We start from the raw sequence: 14,441 nt of genomic DNA on the forward strand, positions 1-14,441 counted from the left end.
CCTCGTCGTGTCGGACTACGCGTCCGGCCGGATGGTGGCCAGCTCGTCCGTGAAGATGGCGTCCACGCCCCAATCGAGCAGATCGCGTGCACGCGCGGGGTCGTTCACGGTCCACGCCGACAAGCGGTAGCCGGCCCCGTGCACCGCCTTGACCAATTCCGGCGTCACGTCCTTCTGGTTGACGTTCAGGGCAATGCAGTCGTGCTGCACCAGCCTGTCGCGCCAGTCCATGGGAATCTTTTCCACCAGCAAGGCGCGCGGCAGCTGCGGCGCGGCGACGTGCGCCGCGGCCAGCGCTTCTTCTGAAAACGAAGACAGCAGCGGCGCCACAGGCGCGTCCCGCCATAGTTCGCGCACGGCCAGCGCGACCGCCGTTCCGGTTTCCGTCTCGCGGCCCGGGCACGGCTTGATTTCGACATTGCTGGCGATGCCTTGTTCGATGGTATAGCGCGCCACTTCCTCAAGCGTGGGAATTCGCGCGCCGGCGTAGGCAGGCGAATGCCAGGCGCCGGCGTCGAGGCGGGCCAGTTCGGCATAGGTCATGTTGCGGGCGGGACCCTTGCCGTCCGTGGTGCGGTCGACGTCGTCGTCATGCAGCAGGATCAGCACGTCGTCCTTGCTCAGTTTGACGTCGTACTCGAACATGCGGAAGCCATGTTCGGCGCCGGCGCGCATGCCGGCCATGGTGTTTTCCGGGGCAAGCCGGCCGCCGCCGCGATGGGCGATCAGGCGCGGGTAGGGCCAGGTGGGAAGCGGCGTATCCATGGACATAAAACCTATCGAAAATGTGGCACGATCCGGCAAGGATACAGCAGGGGTTGACCCCCGCCGGGAGGTGTTAAACTCCAGCCCGCTGATCCGGTACCAACCAGCAAGAAAAAGGGCGAATCGGGTTCGCCTTTTTTGTCTTTATCGCGGATCGACACGGGTTTCCGTGTGCCCGCCGCAACAGGGACTCCATGTTCGATTTCATTCGCAACCATCAGCGGTGGATGCAATTCATCCTGCTGATCCTGATTGTTCCGTCCTTTGTCTTTTTCGGCGTGCAAAGCTATAGCAGCTTCATGTCCGAAGAACCGAAAATGGCAACGGTGAACGGCAAGCCGATCACCCAGCGCGAATACGACCTGGCCCGGCGCGAGCAACTGGACCAGTACCGGCAGATGATGGGCGCGCAGTTCGACCCGGCCCTGCTGGACACGCCCGCCATGCGCCAGCGGCTGCTGGATCAATTGATCAATCAACGCCTGCTGGCCGCGGCCGCCGCCGACAACCGGTTCTCCGTGTCGGACGAGACGCTGCGCAATACCATTGCGTCCAATCCCGCCGTGCAGGAAGGCGGCCGATTCTCTCCGGAACGTTACCGCAGCGTGCTCGCCGCGCAAGGGCTGACGCCGGCAGCTTTCGAAGCCGGCCTGCGCCGCGATCTGGCGATCGCGCGCGTGTTGGATCCGGTGGGTCAGTCGGCCCGCGTGCCGACGGCCGTGGCCACGTCCATCGAGCATGCCTTGACGGAAACCCGTCACGTGCTGACGCGCCGCTACGCGGCGGCGGACTACCGCAAACAGGTGCAGGTCAGCGACGCCGACGTGCAGAAGTGGTATGACGAGAACAAGCAGCAGTACCAGGTCCCCGACCAGGTAAAGGCGCAATACGTGGTGCTGGACGAAGCCGCGGCAAGCGCCGGCATCCAGGTCAGCGATGACGATATCGCCAAGTACTACGAGCAGAACAAGAGCCGCTTCGGCCAGCCCGAACGGCGGCGCGCCAGCCACATCATGATCGAGCTGCCGGCCAATGCGTCGGACGCCCAGCGCAAGGCGGCGCGCGCCAAGGCCGACGACATCGCCAGGCAGGCCGCCGAACACCCGGCCCAGTTCGCGGAACTCGCCAGGAAGTATTCACAGGATGCCGGCTCGGCGTCCAAGGGCGGCGACCTGGGATGGATTGCGCCCGGGATGCTTACCCCGGCCTTGCAAAAGGCCCTCGACGGACTGAACAAGGGTCAGGTGTCGGGCGTTGTCGAAAGCCCGTATGGCTTTCACGTCCTGCAGTTGACAGACCTGCAGCCCGCCCAGACCAAACCTTTGGCCGAAGTGCGCCAGCAGATCCAGGACGAGATCCGCAAGCAGATCGCATCCTCGCGCTTTTCCGATATGGCGACGAAGCTGACCTCGCTGGTCTATGACCAGCGCGACAGCCTGCGGCCCGCCGCCGATGCGCTCGGTTTGAAGATCCGCGAGGCGGGCGGCATCACGCGTACCGGCCTGCTGCCGCAGGAAGAGGCGGGCGCCGACGCGGCTTCGGCCAGCCCGGATTCCGCGCTGCTGGATAACGCACGTGTCCGCCAGGCGCTGTTCAGTCCCGAAGTGCTGCGCGACAAGCAGAACTCCGGCGTGATCGAACTTTCCCCGGACAGGATGCTCGTGGTCCGCGTGGCCGCCTACACGCCGGCTCATGTGCCGCCGCTGGATAAGTTGAAAGACAAGATCCACGCGCGCCTGGTGGAACAGCGAGCGGCCGACGCTGCCGCTAAGGCCGGCGAGCAGGCGCTGGAATCGTTGCGGAAGAATCCGTCGGCGCCCGCGGACGGTTTCGGCGGCGCTGTGGACGTTTCGCGCCAGGATCCGCAGAACCTGTCGCGCCCCGTGCTCGAGGCCGTCATGCGCGCGCCCGGCTCGCCGCTGCCGTCCTATGCGGGTGCCCGCGACGGTGACGATTACGTGGTGGCCCGCATCGACAAGGTCGAAGCGGGCAAGGTGGAACCGGACGCCGTGACCGCGCTCAGCAAACAGCTGTCCGACGCCTGGGGACAGGCCGAGGACGAAGCGGTGCTGAAGATGCTGCGCACGCAATACAAAGTGGAGATCGCGCCCGAAGCCGCGCGAATCCTGCAGGGCGGCGAGGTGGGGTAAGTCCAAGGCCCACCCCCGAAGCGCTGCGCGCTTCCCCCTCAAGGGGGCGACGCTGGCGGACCGGCAGAGCCGGATCCGCGGCGTCCCCGATCGGGGCGGAGGCTAGCCCACTCCGAAGCGCTGCGCACTTCCCCCTCAAGGGGGCGACGCTGGCGGACCGGCGAAGCCGGATCCGCGGCGGCCCCGATCGGGGCGGGGGCTTAGTTCAGCATGGGGCGTAGGCCGGCCCAGACGTTTTCCAGGAGCCGTGGCTGGCCCGCTTCGTTGGGGTGGATGCCGTCGGGCTGGAAGAAGTCGCGGTTGGTGGCGATGCCTTCCATGAAAAACGGCACCAGGCCGGTGTTTTCCGCGCTGGCGACCTTTTCGAACAGGTCGCGGAATTGTTCGGTGTAGGCGCGGCCGTAATTGGGCGGAATCTGCATGCCCACCAGCAGGACGCGTGCGCCGGCCTGCTTGGCCTGGCGCGCCATCGCGGTCAGGTTTTGCTGCGTCATCGACAGAGGCAGGCCGCGCAGCGCGTCGTTCGATCCCAGCTCCAGGATGACGATTGCAGGGCGGTGCTGCTTGAGCAGCGGCGGCAGGCGCGTCAGGCCGCCGGTGGTGGTGTCGCCGCTGATGCTCGCGTTGACCACCGTCCATCCCGTATGCTCCCGCTCCAGGCGCTGGCCGAGCAGAGGCACCCAACCTGTGCCGCGCGCGATGCCATATTCAGCGGATAAGCTATCGCCGACGACCAGGATGGTGCGCGTCCGCTGAGCCGCGCCGGGGGTGGGGGAACCGGATCCCGCAAGCGTGGTCTGAGCATGGGCGGCGGACGTCAGCAGGACCAGGGCGGCCGCGAAAAGAAATCGGATGAGGGGTCGCATGGGTACGGGAAACGCGATAGAAGTGCGGGGGCTGGGGAAGAAAGTGGCCGACGCGGGCGGGACGCTGGCCATCCTGGATGGAATCGATTTTACGGTCCCCGCCGGCGCGGCCCTGGCCATTACAGGCAGCTCGGGATCGGGCAAGTCCACCTTGCTCGGACTGCTGGCGGGCCTGGACGTTCCCACGGCGGGGTCGGTCTCATTGGCCGGCCGCGACCTGTTCGCGCTGGACGAGGACGGCCGCGCCCGCCTGCGGGCCAATCACGTCGGTTTCGTCTTCCAGTCCTTTCAATTGCTGCCCAACCTGACAGCGCTCGAAAACGTCATGTTGCCGCTGGAGCTGGCCGGGCTTCCGGCGCGCGACCCGGCCATCGCCATGCTCGAGCGCGTGGGGCTGGCCGGCCGTCTGCACCACTATCCCAGGACGCTGTCGGGCGGCGAACAGCAACGGGTATCCCTGGCCCGGGCCTTCGTAGTCAGGCCGGACCTGCTGTTCGCCGACGAGCCGACCGGCAGCCTGGACGCCGCCACCGGGGCCCGCGTCATCGACCTGATCTTCGAACTGCACCGCGAGCATCGCGCGACGCTGGTGCTGGTGACGCACGATGCCAGCCTGGCCGCCCGCTGCGAGCGCCAGCTCGTGCTCGCGGCGGGGCGGGTCGTCTCCGCGGCGTGAATCGAGCGAGGCGGGATCATGCCGCCGGGCGCGCGTGCTCTTGGGCGTCGGGGCGGATGTTCTGGTTGTGGCGGAAAAGATTGTGCGGATCGTAGCGGGCCTTCACGGTCCGCAGCCGCGCGATGTTCGGCCCATAGGCGGCGTCGATCCGCGCGGACTCGTCGTCTGTCATAAAGTTGACGTAGACGCTGCCCAGCGCGAAGGCCGCCGCGCGATCGAAGAAATCGCGCGCCCAGCCGATGCAGGCGGCGTCGTCCGCGGCATCGTTCCAACGCGCGTGAACATTGACGATGTATTTCGCATCGCGGTTCGCATACGCCATGGCGTCCGGCGGGACGCGGCCGGCCTTGCCGCCAAGTTGTCCCAGGAAGATTTCACATTGGGGCGATGGCAGACGGCCGGCGGCGTCGATCAGGGTGTCGAAAAGCCCGTCCTGCAAGTCGGCGAAGTCGTGCGATTTCCAGTAATTGCGCGCGCCCGGCGTAAGCAGCGGGTCGAACGCCTTCTGCCAGGCGACGTAGGGCATCGCGCCAAGGTGTTCGCCATAGGGCGTGCCGAAGTGCCGCAGCGGCTCGACGGCCTGCGGACCGTCCTCCACGTCGCCGCTATAGCACATCGCGAAGACCGCCACCGGTTTGCCATGCGTTTCCGGCGGCAGAAAGGGCAGCGGAGGCGCCAGGCGCAGCACCGCCCATACAGTCAGTTCTTCCGGCATCGCGGCCGCGGCCGCGCGGTAGGCGCGCAGTGCGTTGGCGGCCTGCTCCATGGGCAGCACGAGCAGCCCGCCGTAGATCTGCGGACCGAGCGGGTGGAGCTCGAATTCGAACGTCGTGACGACGCCGAAATTGCCGCCGCCGCCGCGTATCGCCCAGAACAGGTCTTCCTGCTCGGCCGCGCTGGCGTGATGCAGCGCGCCGTCGGCCGTCAGGACGTCGGCCGCGCGCAGGTTGTCGATGGTCATGCCGAAACGGCGGCTCAGCCAGCCGAAGCCGCCGCCCAAAGTCAGGCCCGCCACGCCGGTGGTCGAATTGATGCCCAGGGGCGTGGCCAGGCCGAATGCCTGTGCCTCATGGTCGAAGTCGGCGAGCGTGGCGCCCGGCTCCACATATGCGCGCCGCGCCTGCGGATCGATGCGCACAGATCGCATGGCCGACAGATCGATCATCACGCCCTGGTCGCAGACGGCGCTGCCGGCGATATTGTGGCCAGCGCCGCGTACGCTCAGCGGCAAGCCGTGTTCGTGGGCGAAACGAACGCCGCAGCGCACGTCCGCGACGCCGGCGCAGCGCACGATGAGCGCCGGGCGGCGATCGATCATGGCGTTCCAGACGCGGCGCGTTTCGTCGTATTCGGCGTCTGAAGGCGTGATGACGCGGCCGCGTAGGGCCGCCTTCAGGTCGTCCATGGCGGTATGGGACAGCGTGAACATGAGAACCCCCTTGGCGGGCGCCTGTCGTCATGAAGCGCCTCGCCACGACAGATGCCGGCGGGTGGGCGCGGCCGCGAGCCAGCCGTCCGCGCATCTGTTGCGCCGGGGCGGAAATGCGGCATGCACGTCCGCCCCTGGCGCGCGCACGAGCGGCCGCGCCGGTGCGGCCGCATCATGAGGGCCGGCGTGTGCCGGCCGCCGGGTCAGGCGCGCTGCGGCGCCTCCACGGGCGGGGTGCCGTCGTGGAATAGCGTGCGGATCTGCTGCCGCAGCTCCGGCGTGTCGGTGTGGTGGTGGACCGCGCAGGCGTGCTGCACGGCGGCTTCCAGCAATTCCTCTTCGGAATCCGCGGACAGGGCGACGGAACAGTTCGCCTCGCTGGGGAATTCGCGGCAATCGATGTATTTGCGGGTCATGGTTCGCTCCTCCCAAACGCCGCCGGTAAGCCGTTTGTCGGATCGAGTATAGGAGTCGGCGCCCGGCCGTGGCCGCGCCTACGCCGAAAGGCGTCAACCATGGCGGCCGCGCCAGCCGCCAAGCCGTTCAGCCCGGATTTCCGGGCACCCGGATGGCGCCCGCCAGCCGCCGCTGGCGTTCGGCACGGCGCCATTCCATGATGCCGATGGTGATGCCGCTGCCGCAGATCACAGCGATGCCCAGCCAGGTCAGCGCATCCGGAAAGTGGCCCCAGATGAGCCAGCCCGTGGTCGTCGAACTGACGATCTGCAGATAGGTGAAGGGCGCCAGGGTCGAGGCAGGCGCCTTGCGATAGGCGGCGATCTGCAGCAGATGCCCCAGGCAGCCGGTGACGCCGGTCGATGCGAGCACCGCCCAGTGCAGCGCATCCAGCCCGCGCAGCGCGGGCAGTGCGGCCGGGACGATGTAGGGCAGGGCGAATGAAAGCACCACCGTGCCCACTCCGCCGCTCCAGATGACGGACGTCAGCGGGTCGTCGCCCGCGACGCGGCGGCTGGCGATGTACTGCGCGGAAAAGCAGAAGGCGCCGAGCAGACCGAAGATGGTGCCCACCGTATCCAGGCCGCCGCCGGGCCGGATGACGATGAGGACGCCCAGGAAGGCGACGCCCGCCGCCACCCAGCGCGACAGCCGCGGCGGCTCGCGCAGCAGCCACGGCGCCAGCAGCAGGACGATCAGCGGCGCAAGGAAATTGATGGCTGTTGCCTCGGCCTGCGGCAGATAGCGCAGCGCCGTGAAGAACATCAGGGTCGCGCCCAGCATCGCGCCGCCGCGCAGCATCTGCTCGCGCGGCCGGCGGCTTTTCAGGATGCCCCATCCCTTGACCGGGACGATCAGGGCCAGGGCCAGCGCCAGATGGGCGGCATAGCGCACCCAGGAAAGCAGGAGCATCGGCACGCCGGCAGCCATTACCCACTTGCCGCTGGCATCCAGGCTGGACAGCGTCCACATCGACAGCAGCAGCAGCGCGATGCCGGCCAGCGGCTGCGCCGCGGGCGCCGCCAGGCCGGCGTGCCCTCCGGCCGTGCGGGATTGCGAGGCCCCTCCCATAAGGCGACTTCCTCCGTTTTTTCCGGCGCCCCAGGAAGAACGCCGATTTTTTCGCCCGCCATGATACGCTCAGCGCGATCAAAATTCCTGATGGGTGTCCCGGCGCCCGCGCATCATGATCGACCTGCGCAACATCGAGACCTTTTTCTGGGTCGCCAGGCTGGGCGGCTTTCGCGCCGCGGCGGAAAAGCTGAACGCCACGCAGCCGGCCATTTCGCAGCGCATCGCCTCGCTGGAAGCCGGATTGGGCGTGCGGCTGTTCGAACGCGATTCGCGCGGCATCACGCTGACCGCGAAGGGATACGAGCTGTTGTCGCATGCCGAGCGCATGCTGCAGATGCGCACCGACATGCAGCAGGCGGCGCGCGCGCAGAACGTCATGAGCGGCACCTTGCGTCTGGGCGTATCCGAAACCATCGTGCATACGTGGCTGCCCAGCCTGATGGAATACATGCACGAGGCCTATCCCGCGCTGATGGTGGAGATCCAGGTCGATACCAGCACGGCGCTACGCGCGCAACTGTCCTCGCATCAGATCGATCTGGCTTTCCTGCTCGGCCCCATGGAAGAGCCCCGCGTTGAGAACATTCACCTGTGCCGCTATCCGCTGGCTTGGATCGCCAGCCCCCAGCTGCGGCTGGGGCGTCCGCCGATTTCGCTCAAGCGCCTGGGGCGTTGGCCCGTCATCACGTACACGTCGAACACGGATCCGCACCGCGCCGTGCGGCGCATCCTGATCGAAGGCGGCGTACAAACGCCGCGCATGTACGGCAGCTCTGCCCTGAGCGTGATCGTGCGCATGACGCTGGACGGCATCGGCACGGCGGTGATTGCGCCGGTCATCCTGGGCCGTGAACTCGCGCAGGGCCTGCTGCAGATCCTGGACGTTCAGGCGCCCGAGCTGCCGCCCTTGAACTACACGGCGTGCTGGATGCAGGGCCCGGACAGCCACGTGGCGCGCACCGTCGCCCAGGCGGCGCAGTACATCGCCCGCGAGGACGCCGCGCGCATCGCCGGCAATCCGCTCACGCTCGATCCGCCGCCGCTGCCCGCGCCCGGACTGGGCCCAGCTTTGCGGGGCGGCCATAAGGACAAGGGTGGCAGGAACGCCGATAAGTAATTCTTATCAGGGTTCATCGGAACATGTGATTGGACAGGGCGGCTTCCCGTAGGGTGCAATAGCGCATCGATAAGAAATGATCACATTTCACGGGGAATTACGATGTCCGCTTTACCGCACAACGGGGCCGGCACGCCTTCGGCTTCCTACCAGGCCCGCCTCGATGCCCGCTCGGGCGCCATGACCGGTCCCACCGCCAATGTGGCGCCCGGCCATGTCCAGGCCAATCTCGCCATCCTGCCCAAGGCCCTGGCCGACGACTTCCTGCGTTTCTGCCTGCGCAATCCCAAGCCGTGCCCCGTGCTGGCGGTTTCGGAACCCGGCAATCCGGCGCTGCCGGAGTTGGGCGTGGACATCGACATCCGCACCGACATCCCCCGCTACCGGGTCTGGAAAGACGGCGTGCTGGTAGAGGAACCGCTGGACGTGAAGCACGTGTGGCGCGACGACCTGGTGTCCTTCCTGATCGGCTGCTCGTTTTCCTTCGAGGAAGCGATGCTGGACAACGGTCTGCCGGTCCGCCACATCGAGCAGGGCCGCAACGTGCCGATGTACCGCACCAACGTGCCGACCCAGCCGGCCGGCCGTTTCTCGGGCCCGCTGGTGGTGTCGATGCGCCCGCTCAAGCCGGCGGACGCGATCCGCGCCATCCAGGTGACGTCGCGCTTCCCGTCGGTGCACGGCGCACCGGTGCACTTCGGCGACCCCGCCGCCATCGGCATCGCCGACATCGGCAAGCCCGACTACGGCGACCCGGTGGACATCCGTCCCGGCGAGGTGCCCGTCTTCTGGGCCTGCGGCGTCACGCCTCAATCGGTCGTGGCCGCGGTGAAGCCCGAATTCTGCATCACGCACGCCCCCGGCCACATGCTGGTCACCGACTTGATCAACAGCCGCGTCGCGGCGCTGTAAACGCGCTTCGTCCCGCCCCCGAACCACCACGCATTCCACGCCGCGCCACCCGCGCCCAGGAAGCCAGTGGACCAGAGCGCCGCACTGAACAGCTGCCCTCCGATCGGGGACGCCGCGGATCCGGCTTCGCCGGTCCGCCAGCGTCGCCCCCTTGAGGGGGAAGCGCGCAGCGCTTCGGGGGTGGGCTTCCCTTCGCCCCCTTGAGGGGGAAGCGCGGAGCGCTTCGGGGGTGGGCTTCCCTCCCCCATAGGGTTTCTTCGGCTGTCCTCTCTCAATCGAGCGGATAAGCTTGCTGTCGGCAGTTCCTTTCACTTTCTACGAAGTTGTCAGTTCTCAGGAGCAACGCAATGAAGATGGACTCCCACGCGGCGCCTATGGCGTCGGCTGGCCTTGGCAAGGCGCGCGTTTCGAAATTGATCGCTGGCGCCGCCGCGTGCTTCGCGCTCGGTTTTGGCGTGCCGGCCGCCGCGCAGACGCAGACGGTTCGCATCGGCGCGATCTATCCGTTGAGCGGCGCGCTCGCCTCCACCGGCGCGGAAATCAAGGCTGCCGTCGAACTCGCGGTCGACATCGTCAACAACCCGCATCCTGAACTGAAGGGCCTGCCGTTGGCCGAGGGTTCCGGCCTGCCGAATCTGGGGGGCGCCAAGCTCGAAGTGGTGTTCGGCGATTCGCAGGGCAAGCCCGAGGTCGGTCTTGCCGACGCCCAGCGCCTGATCCAGCAGGAGAAGGTCGTGGCCCTGACCGGCGCCTATCAATCGGCCGTCACCAAAACCGCGAGCCGCGTGGCCGAACAGGCCGGCATTCCTTACCTGAACGGCGAATCCAGCAGCCCGGACCTGACCGATCGGAAGTACAAGTGGTTCTTCCGCACGTCGCCGACCGACGATACGTTCATCGAAAACATGATGCAGTTCCTGGACGGCATCAAGCAGGTTCCCACCGAGAAAATCGCGGTGGTGTATGAGAACACCGATTTCGGCGTCAATACCTATAAGGCGCTCGATAAATTCGCCAAGCAGTACAAGCGCAAGATCGTCGCCAATATCGCGTACACCGCCGGTTCTGCTTCCGTGACGTCCGAAGTCCAGAAGCTGGCCGACGCCAAGCCCGACGTGGCGATCTTCGCGAGCTACACCTCGGACGCCATGCTGTTCGTGCGTACGATGCGTGAAGCCAAGTACGCGCCGCCGGTCTTCCTGGCCAACGATGCCGGGTTCATCGATTCACGCTTCGTGCAGGAAGTCGGCCAGCAAGTGCAGGGCGTGCTGACGCGCGACGTGTGGAGCAACGACATCGCGACGAGCAAGCCGATCCTCAAGACGATCAATGACCTGTACAAGGCCAAGACCGGCAAGGAGCTTAACGGCAATAACGCGCGTTCGCTGCAGGGCGTGCTGGTGCTGGCCGACGCCATCAACCGCGCCGGCTCCACCAAACCCGAAGCGATCCGCGATGCGTTGAAGAAGACGGACCTGAGCGAGGCGCAGATCGCCATGCCGTGGTCCGGCGTCAAGTTCGACGAGACGGGCCAGAACAGCAAGGGCGCCGGCCTGATCCTGCAGATGACTTCTGCCGGCTACCAGACGGTGTGGCCCACCAACTACAACAAGGACAAGTCGCTGCCCGCGCTTCCCTTCGCCTGGAAGTAAGCGGCCCGCGCGACAGCGCAACGCCAGACACGGCGGGCCCTCGGGGTCCGCCGCAGGAGTACCGAATGTTAGAAGCGCTTTACGCCGGGCTGTTCAATGGCCTGATCTACGCCGCGGTGGCGGTGGGCCTGGCCCTGATCTGGGGCATCACCGACGTCATCAACTTCGCGCACGGCGAGTTCCTGATGCTCGCCATGTATGCCGCCTACTGGTTCTTCACCCTGGGTCATGTCGATCCGACGCTGTCGGCGCCGCTGGTCGCCGCGCTGCTGGGCTTCGTCGGCTTCCTGACCTACGCGCTGATCATCAAGCGCTTGCAGAAGGGGCCGCCCATGGCCGTGATCCTTGCCACCTTCGGGCTGGGACTCGTGCTGCGGCAGCTGGCTTTCATTGCCTTCACGCCCGACTATCGCAACCTGCCCGACACGCTGGTCTCGGGCAGCGTGTCGCTGGCCGGCATTTCGATCGGCCGGCCGCAAGTGATCACCGGGCTGGTCGCGCTGGTGGTGGTCATCGCCCTGTTCGTGCTGGTCTACCGCACCCGCTGGGGGCATGCGTTGCAAGCCGTGGCGGAAGACCGCCAGGTCGCCGCGCTCGTCGGCATTTCGCCGGACCGCGTGAACGCGCAGGTGTGGATCCTGGGCAGCGCCGCGGTTGGCCTGGCCGGCGCGCTGCTCACGACGTTCTTTTATGTGTTCCCTTCGGTAGGCACGGTCTTCGGCCTGCTCGCCTTCGTGGCGGTGTGCATGGGCGGTTTCGGCTCGCTGCCGGGCGCCTTCATCGCGGGGATCCTGATCGGCATCATCGAGGCGATGACGGGCTATTTCGTGGCCCCCGCACTGAAGACGGTGTCCATCTTCATCCTCTTCATTCTGGTTCTCTGGTATCGGCCGCGCGGCCTGTTCGGGCGGTGGTGAGATGACAAGCGTAAAACAAATGGATATGACGGCTGCCATGCCGGCCAAGGCGCGCCATTCGCGCGCGCCCCTGGCCGCCGCAGTCGTGCTGGCGATCCTCTTCGCCCTGGTGCCGTTCTTCGTCACCGACCAGTTCACCATCCAGGTCCTGCTGCTCGTGCTGCTGTTCGGTGCGCTGGGCGCGGCCTGGAATTTGGTCGGCGGCTTTCTGGGACGGATCTCGTTCGGCCATGGCGTGTTCGTCGGCGTCGGCGCATACACCACCATCCTGTTGCTGCAGCACCTGGAGTTGACGCCCCTGGTCGGCATTCCCGCCGGCGCGCTGGTGTCGGCGGTGCTCGCGTGGATCGTCGGCGGCCCCACGCTGCGTCTGTCCGGCCATTACTTCGCCATGGCCACCATCGCGCTGCTGCAGATTGGCCTGCTGCTGATGGTGAACTGGGACTGGGCCGGCGGCGCCGTGGGCATCGAGGCGCCCATCGGCGACTCCGCGCTGATGCTGCTGTTCCGCACCAAGGTGCCGTATTACTGGATCGCGGTGGGGCTGGCCTTGGTGACCTTCCTGGCGACCTATTTCCTGGTCCATTCGCGCACCGGCTTTTATTGGCGCGCGATCAACGGCGACGAGGCGGCCGCCCGCAGCCTGGGCGTGCCGGCCGACCGCTACAAGATGCTGGCCTTCGTGCTGTCGGCGGCCATTACCGGCGCGTGGGGCGGCTTCTTCGCGATGTACGTCGGCTTCATCGACCCCGAATCCATGTTCAGCCTGACGCTGTCCGTGCAGGTGGTGCTGGTCGCCATCCTGGGCGGCGTCGGCACCCTGGTGGGGCCGTGGATCGGCGCGGCGGTGCTGCTGCCGCTGTCGGAAGGGACGCGCGTCCTGTGGGGCAGTTCCGGCATGGGGCTGGACCTGCTGGTGTTCGGCCTGGCCATTCTGCTGGTGACGATGTTCCTGCCCGGCGGCCTGATTACGTTGAGGGGGCGCCGTGGCTCTGCTTGAAGTCAAGGAATTGACCAAACGCTTCGGCGGCCTGGTCGCGAACAAAGACATCAACCTGTCCGTCGATGCCGGCGAAATCGTGGCCATCATCGGACCGAACGGGGCGGGCAAGAGCACGCTGTTCAACGGGCTGGTGGGCCATCACGCGCCGACGTCGGGCAGCGTGACCTTCAATGGCGAATCGATGCTGGGGCGCAAGCCGGAACAGGTCGCCGCCATGGGCCTCGTGCGCACCTACCAGATTCCGCGCAACTTCGGCCAGATGACCGTGCTGGAAAACGCCATGGTGGGCGCCTTGCTGCGGCACCCGCGCCTGCAGGATGCCCGCGAGGCCGCGCGCAAGGTGCTGGAGCTCGTCGGCCTGGCCGACCGCGCCGACGTGAAGGCCGCTGGCCTGAACGTGGCGGGGCAGAAACGGGTGGAGCTGGCCCGAGCGCTGGCGACCGAGCCGCGCATGCTGCTGCTGGATGAAGTCGCCGGCGGTCTGAATCCGACGGAAGCGATTGCGCTTGCCGACATCCTGCGGCGCATTCACGGCGCTGGCGTGACGCTGGTGATCGTCGAGCACGTGCTCGAAGTAGTGATGCGGCTGGCGCAGCGCGTCCTGGTGCTGAACTTCGGTCAGACCATCGCGGAAGGTCCGCCGCAGGAAATCGTGCGCAATCCCGCCGTGATCGAGGCCTATCTTGGGAGGAAGCACCGTGCCTGAGGCAATGTTGAAAGTCGAGAACCTGAACGTGGCCTACGGCGGCGTGCAGGCGGTGCGCGGCATTTCCCTGGAGGTGCGGCCGGGCGAGATCACGGCGCTGCTGGGCGCGAACGGCGCCGGCAAGTCCAGCACGCTGGCGGCCATCGTCGGCACGGTGCGTCCGGCGGCAGGGCGTATCGTGTTCGAGGGCGAGGACATCACGGGCAGCCGGCCGGAAAACCTGGTCCAGCGCGGCATCGCCATGATCCCCGAAGGCGCGCGCGTGTTCGCCCGCCAGCCGGTGGAGCAGAACCTGCGGCTGGGCGCCTATACGGTGCGCAGCGAATCCGTGTACCGGGAACGGCTGGAGCACGTGTACGAAGTATTCCCGCGGCTGCGCGAACGGCGCACGCAGCTGGCGGGGACGATGTCGGGCGGCGAACGCCAGATGCTCGCCATCGGCCGGGCGCTGATGAGCGGGCCGCGACTGCTGCTCGTGGATGAGCCCAGCCTGGGCCTGTCGCCACTGCTGGTGGAGCAGGTGTTCGATGCGCTGGCGGCGCTGAACAAACAGGCCGGCCTCTCCGTGCTGCTGGTGGAGCAGAATATGAACGCCGCGCTGGAAGTCGCGAGCCGCGCCTACGTCATGCAAAGCGGCGCCATTGCCTTGTCGGGCGATGCGGCGGAACTCGCGGCATCCGATGAGGTGCGTGAAGCCTACCTGGGGATGTAGCCGCAG

The 14,441-nt window shown here is 67.1% G+C and carries 14 protein-coding genes; 9 read left to right on the forward strand and 5 right to left on the reverse strand.

The window, feature by feature from the left end:
- Window positions 1-15: 15 nt before the first annotated feature.
- On the reverse strand, window positions 16-765 hold the full coding sequence (gene ugpQ / locus CAL13_RS09895; protein ID WP_086059370.1) for a glycerophosphodiester phosphodiesterase: 750 nt from the start codon (window positions 763-765) through the stop codon (window positions 16-18).
- Between the two features lie 194 nt (window positions 766-959).
- Here ugpQ and CAL13_RS09900 point away from each other — a divergent pair, with 194 nt between their 5' ends.
- Window positions 960-2,915, forward strand: coding sequence for a SurA N-terminal domain-containing protein (locus CAL13_RS09900; protein WP_086072255.1), 1,956 nt, complete (start codon window positions 960-962; stop codon window positions 2,913-2,915).
- A gap of 200 nt (window positions 2,916-3,115) precedes the next feature.
- Here CAL13_RS09900 and CAL13_RS09905 read toward each other — a convergent pair whose 3' ends face one another.
- Window positions 3,116-3,781, reverse strand: a complete 666-nt coding sequence (locus CAL13_RS09905; RefSeq protein WP_086072256.1) for an arylesterase — start codon at window positions 3,779-3,781, stop codon at window positions 3,116-3,118.
- On the opposite strand from CAL13_RS09905, the gene CAL13_RS09910 reads away from it, so the two are divergent.
- The gene (locus tag CAL13_RS09910; protein WP_086072257.1) at window positions 3,780-4,457 is read left to right on the forward strand and encodes an ABC transporter ATP-binding protein; all 678 of its coding nucleotides are present in this window, start codon (window positions 3,780-3,782) and stop codon (window positions 4,455-4,457) included. The two genes, CAL13_RS09905 and CAL13_RS09910, sit on opposite strands and share 2 nt — an antisense overlap.
- 16 nt (window positions 4,458-4,473) lie before the next feature.
- On the opposite strand, the gene CAL13_RS09915 is transcribed toward CAL13_RS09910, so the two are convergent.
- The 3 genes from CAL13_RS09915 to CAL13_RS09925 form a co-directional block, all read right to left on the reverse strand.
- Complete coding sequence (locus CAL13_RS09915; RefSeq protein WP_086072258.1) at window positions 4,474-5,886, reverse strand: FAD-binding oxidoreductase; 1,413 nt, start codon at window positions 5,884-5,886, stop codon at window positions 4,474-4,476.
- Between the two features lie 203 nt (window positions 5,887-6,089).
- The gene (locus tag CAL13_RS09920) at window positions 6,090-6,302 is read right to left on the reverse strand and encodes a DUF1059 domain-containing protein (RefSeq protein WP_086057261.1); all 213 of its coding nucleotides are present in this window, start codon (window positions 6,300-6,302) and stop codon (window positions 6,090-6,092) included.
- A 127-nt stretch (window positions 6,303-6,429) separates the two neighbouring features.
- Window positions 6,430-7,413: a DMT family transporter gene (locus tag CAL13_RS09925; protein WP_086072259.1), complete on the reverse strand. Its 984-nt coding sequence runs from the start codon at window positions 7,411-7,413 to the stop codon at window positions 6,430-6,432.
- Between the two features lie 115 nt (window positions 7,414-7,528).
- Between CAL13_RS09925 and CAL13_RS09930 the strand changes: the two genes are divergently transcribed.
- The 7 genes from CAL13_RS09930 (at window position 7,529) to CAL13_RS09960 (ending at window position 14,435) form a co-directional block, all read left to right on the forward strand.
- Window positions 7,529-8,533 (forward strand): LysR family transcriptional regulator, encoded by a 1,005-nt coding sequence (locus tag CAL13_RS09930; protein WP_086072260.1) that lies wholly within the window; start codon window positions 7,529-7,531, stop codon window positions 8,531-8,533.
- Between the two features lie 102 nt (window positions 8,534-8,635).
- Window positions 8,636-9,445, forward strand: a complete 810-nt coding sequence (locus CAL13_RS09935) for a putative hydro-lyase (RefSeq protein ID WP_086057264.1) — start codon at window positions 8,636-8,638, stop codon at window positions 9,443-9,445.
- A 374-nt stretch (window positions 9,446-9,819) separates the two neighbouring features.
- Window positions 9,820-11,097, forward strand: coding sequence for an ABC transporter substrate-binding protein (locus CAL13_RS09940; protein WP_420042443.1), 1,278 nt, complete (start codon window positions 9,820-9,822; stop codon window positions 11,095-11,097).
- A gap of 65 nt (window positions 11,098-11,162) precedes the next feature.
- Window positions 11,163-12,014 carry a branched-chain amino acid ABC transporter permease gene (locus CAL13_RS09945; RefSeq protein WP_086057266.1) on the forward strand — a complete coding sequence of 284 codons (852 nt, stop codon included), beginning with the start codon at window positions 11,163-11,165 and terminating at the stop codon, window positions 12,012-12,014.
- A gap of 19 nt (window positions 12,015-12,033) precedes the next feature.
- Window positions 12,034-13,014 carry a branched-chain amino acid ABC transporter permease gene (locus CAL13_RS09950; RefSeq protein WP_420042425.1) on the forward strand — a complete coding sequence of 327 codons (981 nt, stop codon included), beginning with the start codon at window positions 12,034-12,036 and terminating at the stop codon, window positions 13,012-13,014.
- Window positions 13,001-13,723, forward strand: coding sequence for an ABC transporter ATP-binding protein (locus CAL13_RS09955; protein WP_086057268.1), 723 nt, complete (start codon window positions 13,001-13,003; stop codon window positions 13,721-13,723). Before CAL13_RS09950 ends, CAL13_RS09955 begins: the two co-directional genes overlap by 14 nt.
- Window positions 13,724-13,727: 4 nt before the next feature.
- A complete protein-coding gene (locus tag CAL13_RS09960; protein WP_086072263.1) occupies window positions 13,728-14,435 on the forward strand; it encodes an ABC transporter ATP-binding protein in 708 nt (235 codons plus the stop codon).
- The last annotated feature ends 6 nt before the right edge of the window (window positions 14,436-14,441 follow it).

The organism is Bordetella genomosp. 9, from assembly GCF_002119725.1.
Lineage (GTDB): Bacteria > Pseudomonadota > Gammaproteobacteria > Burkholderiales > Burkholderiaceae_B > Bordetella_C.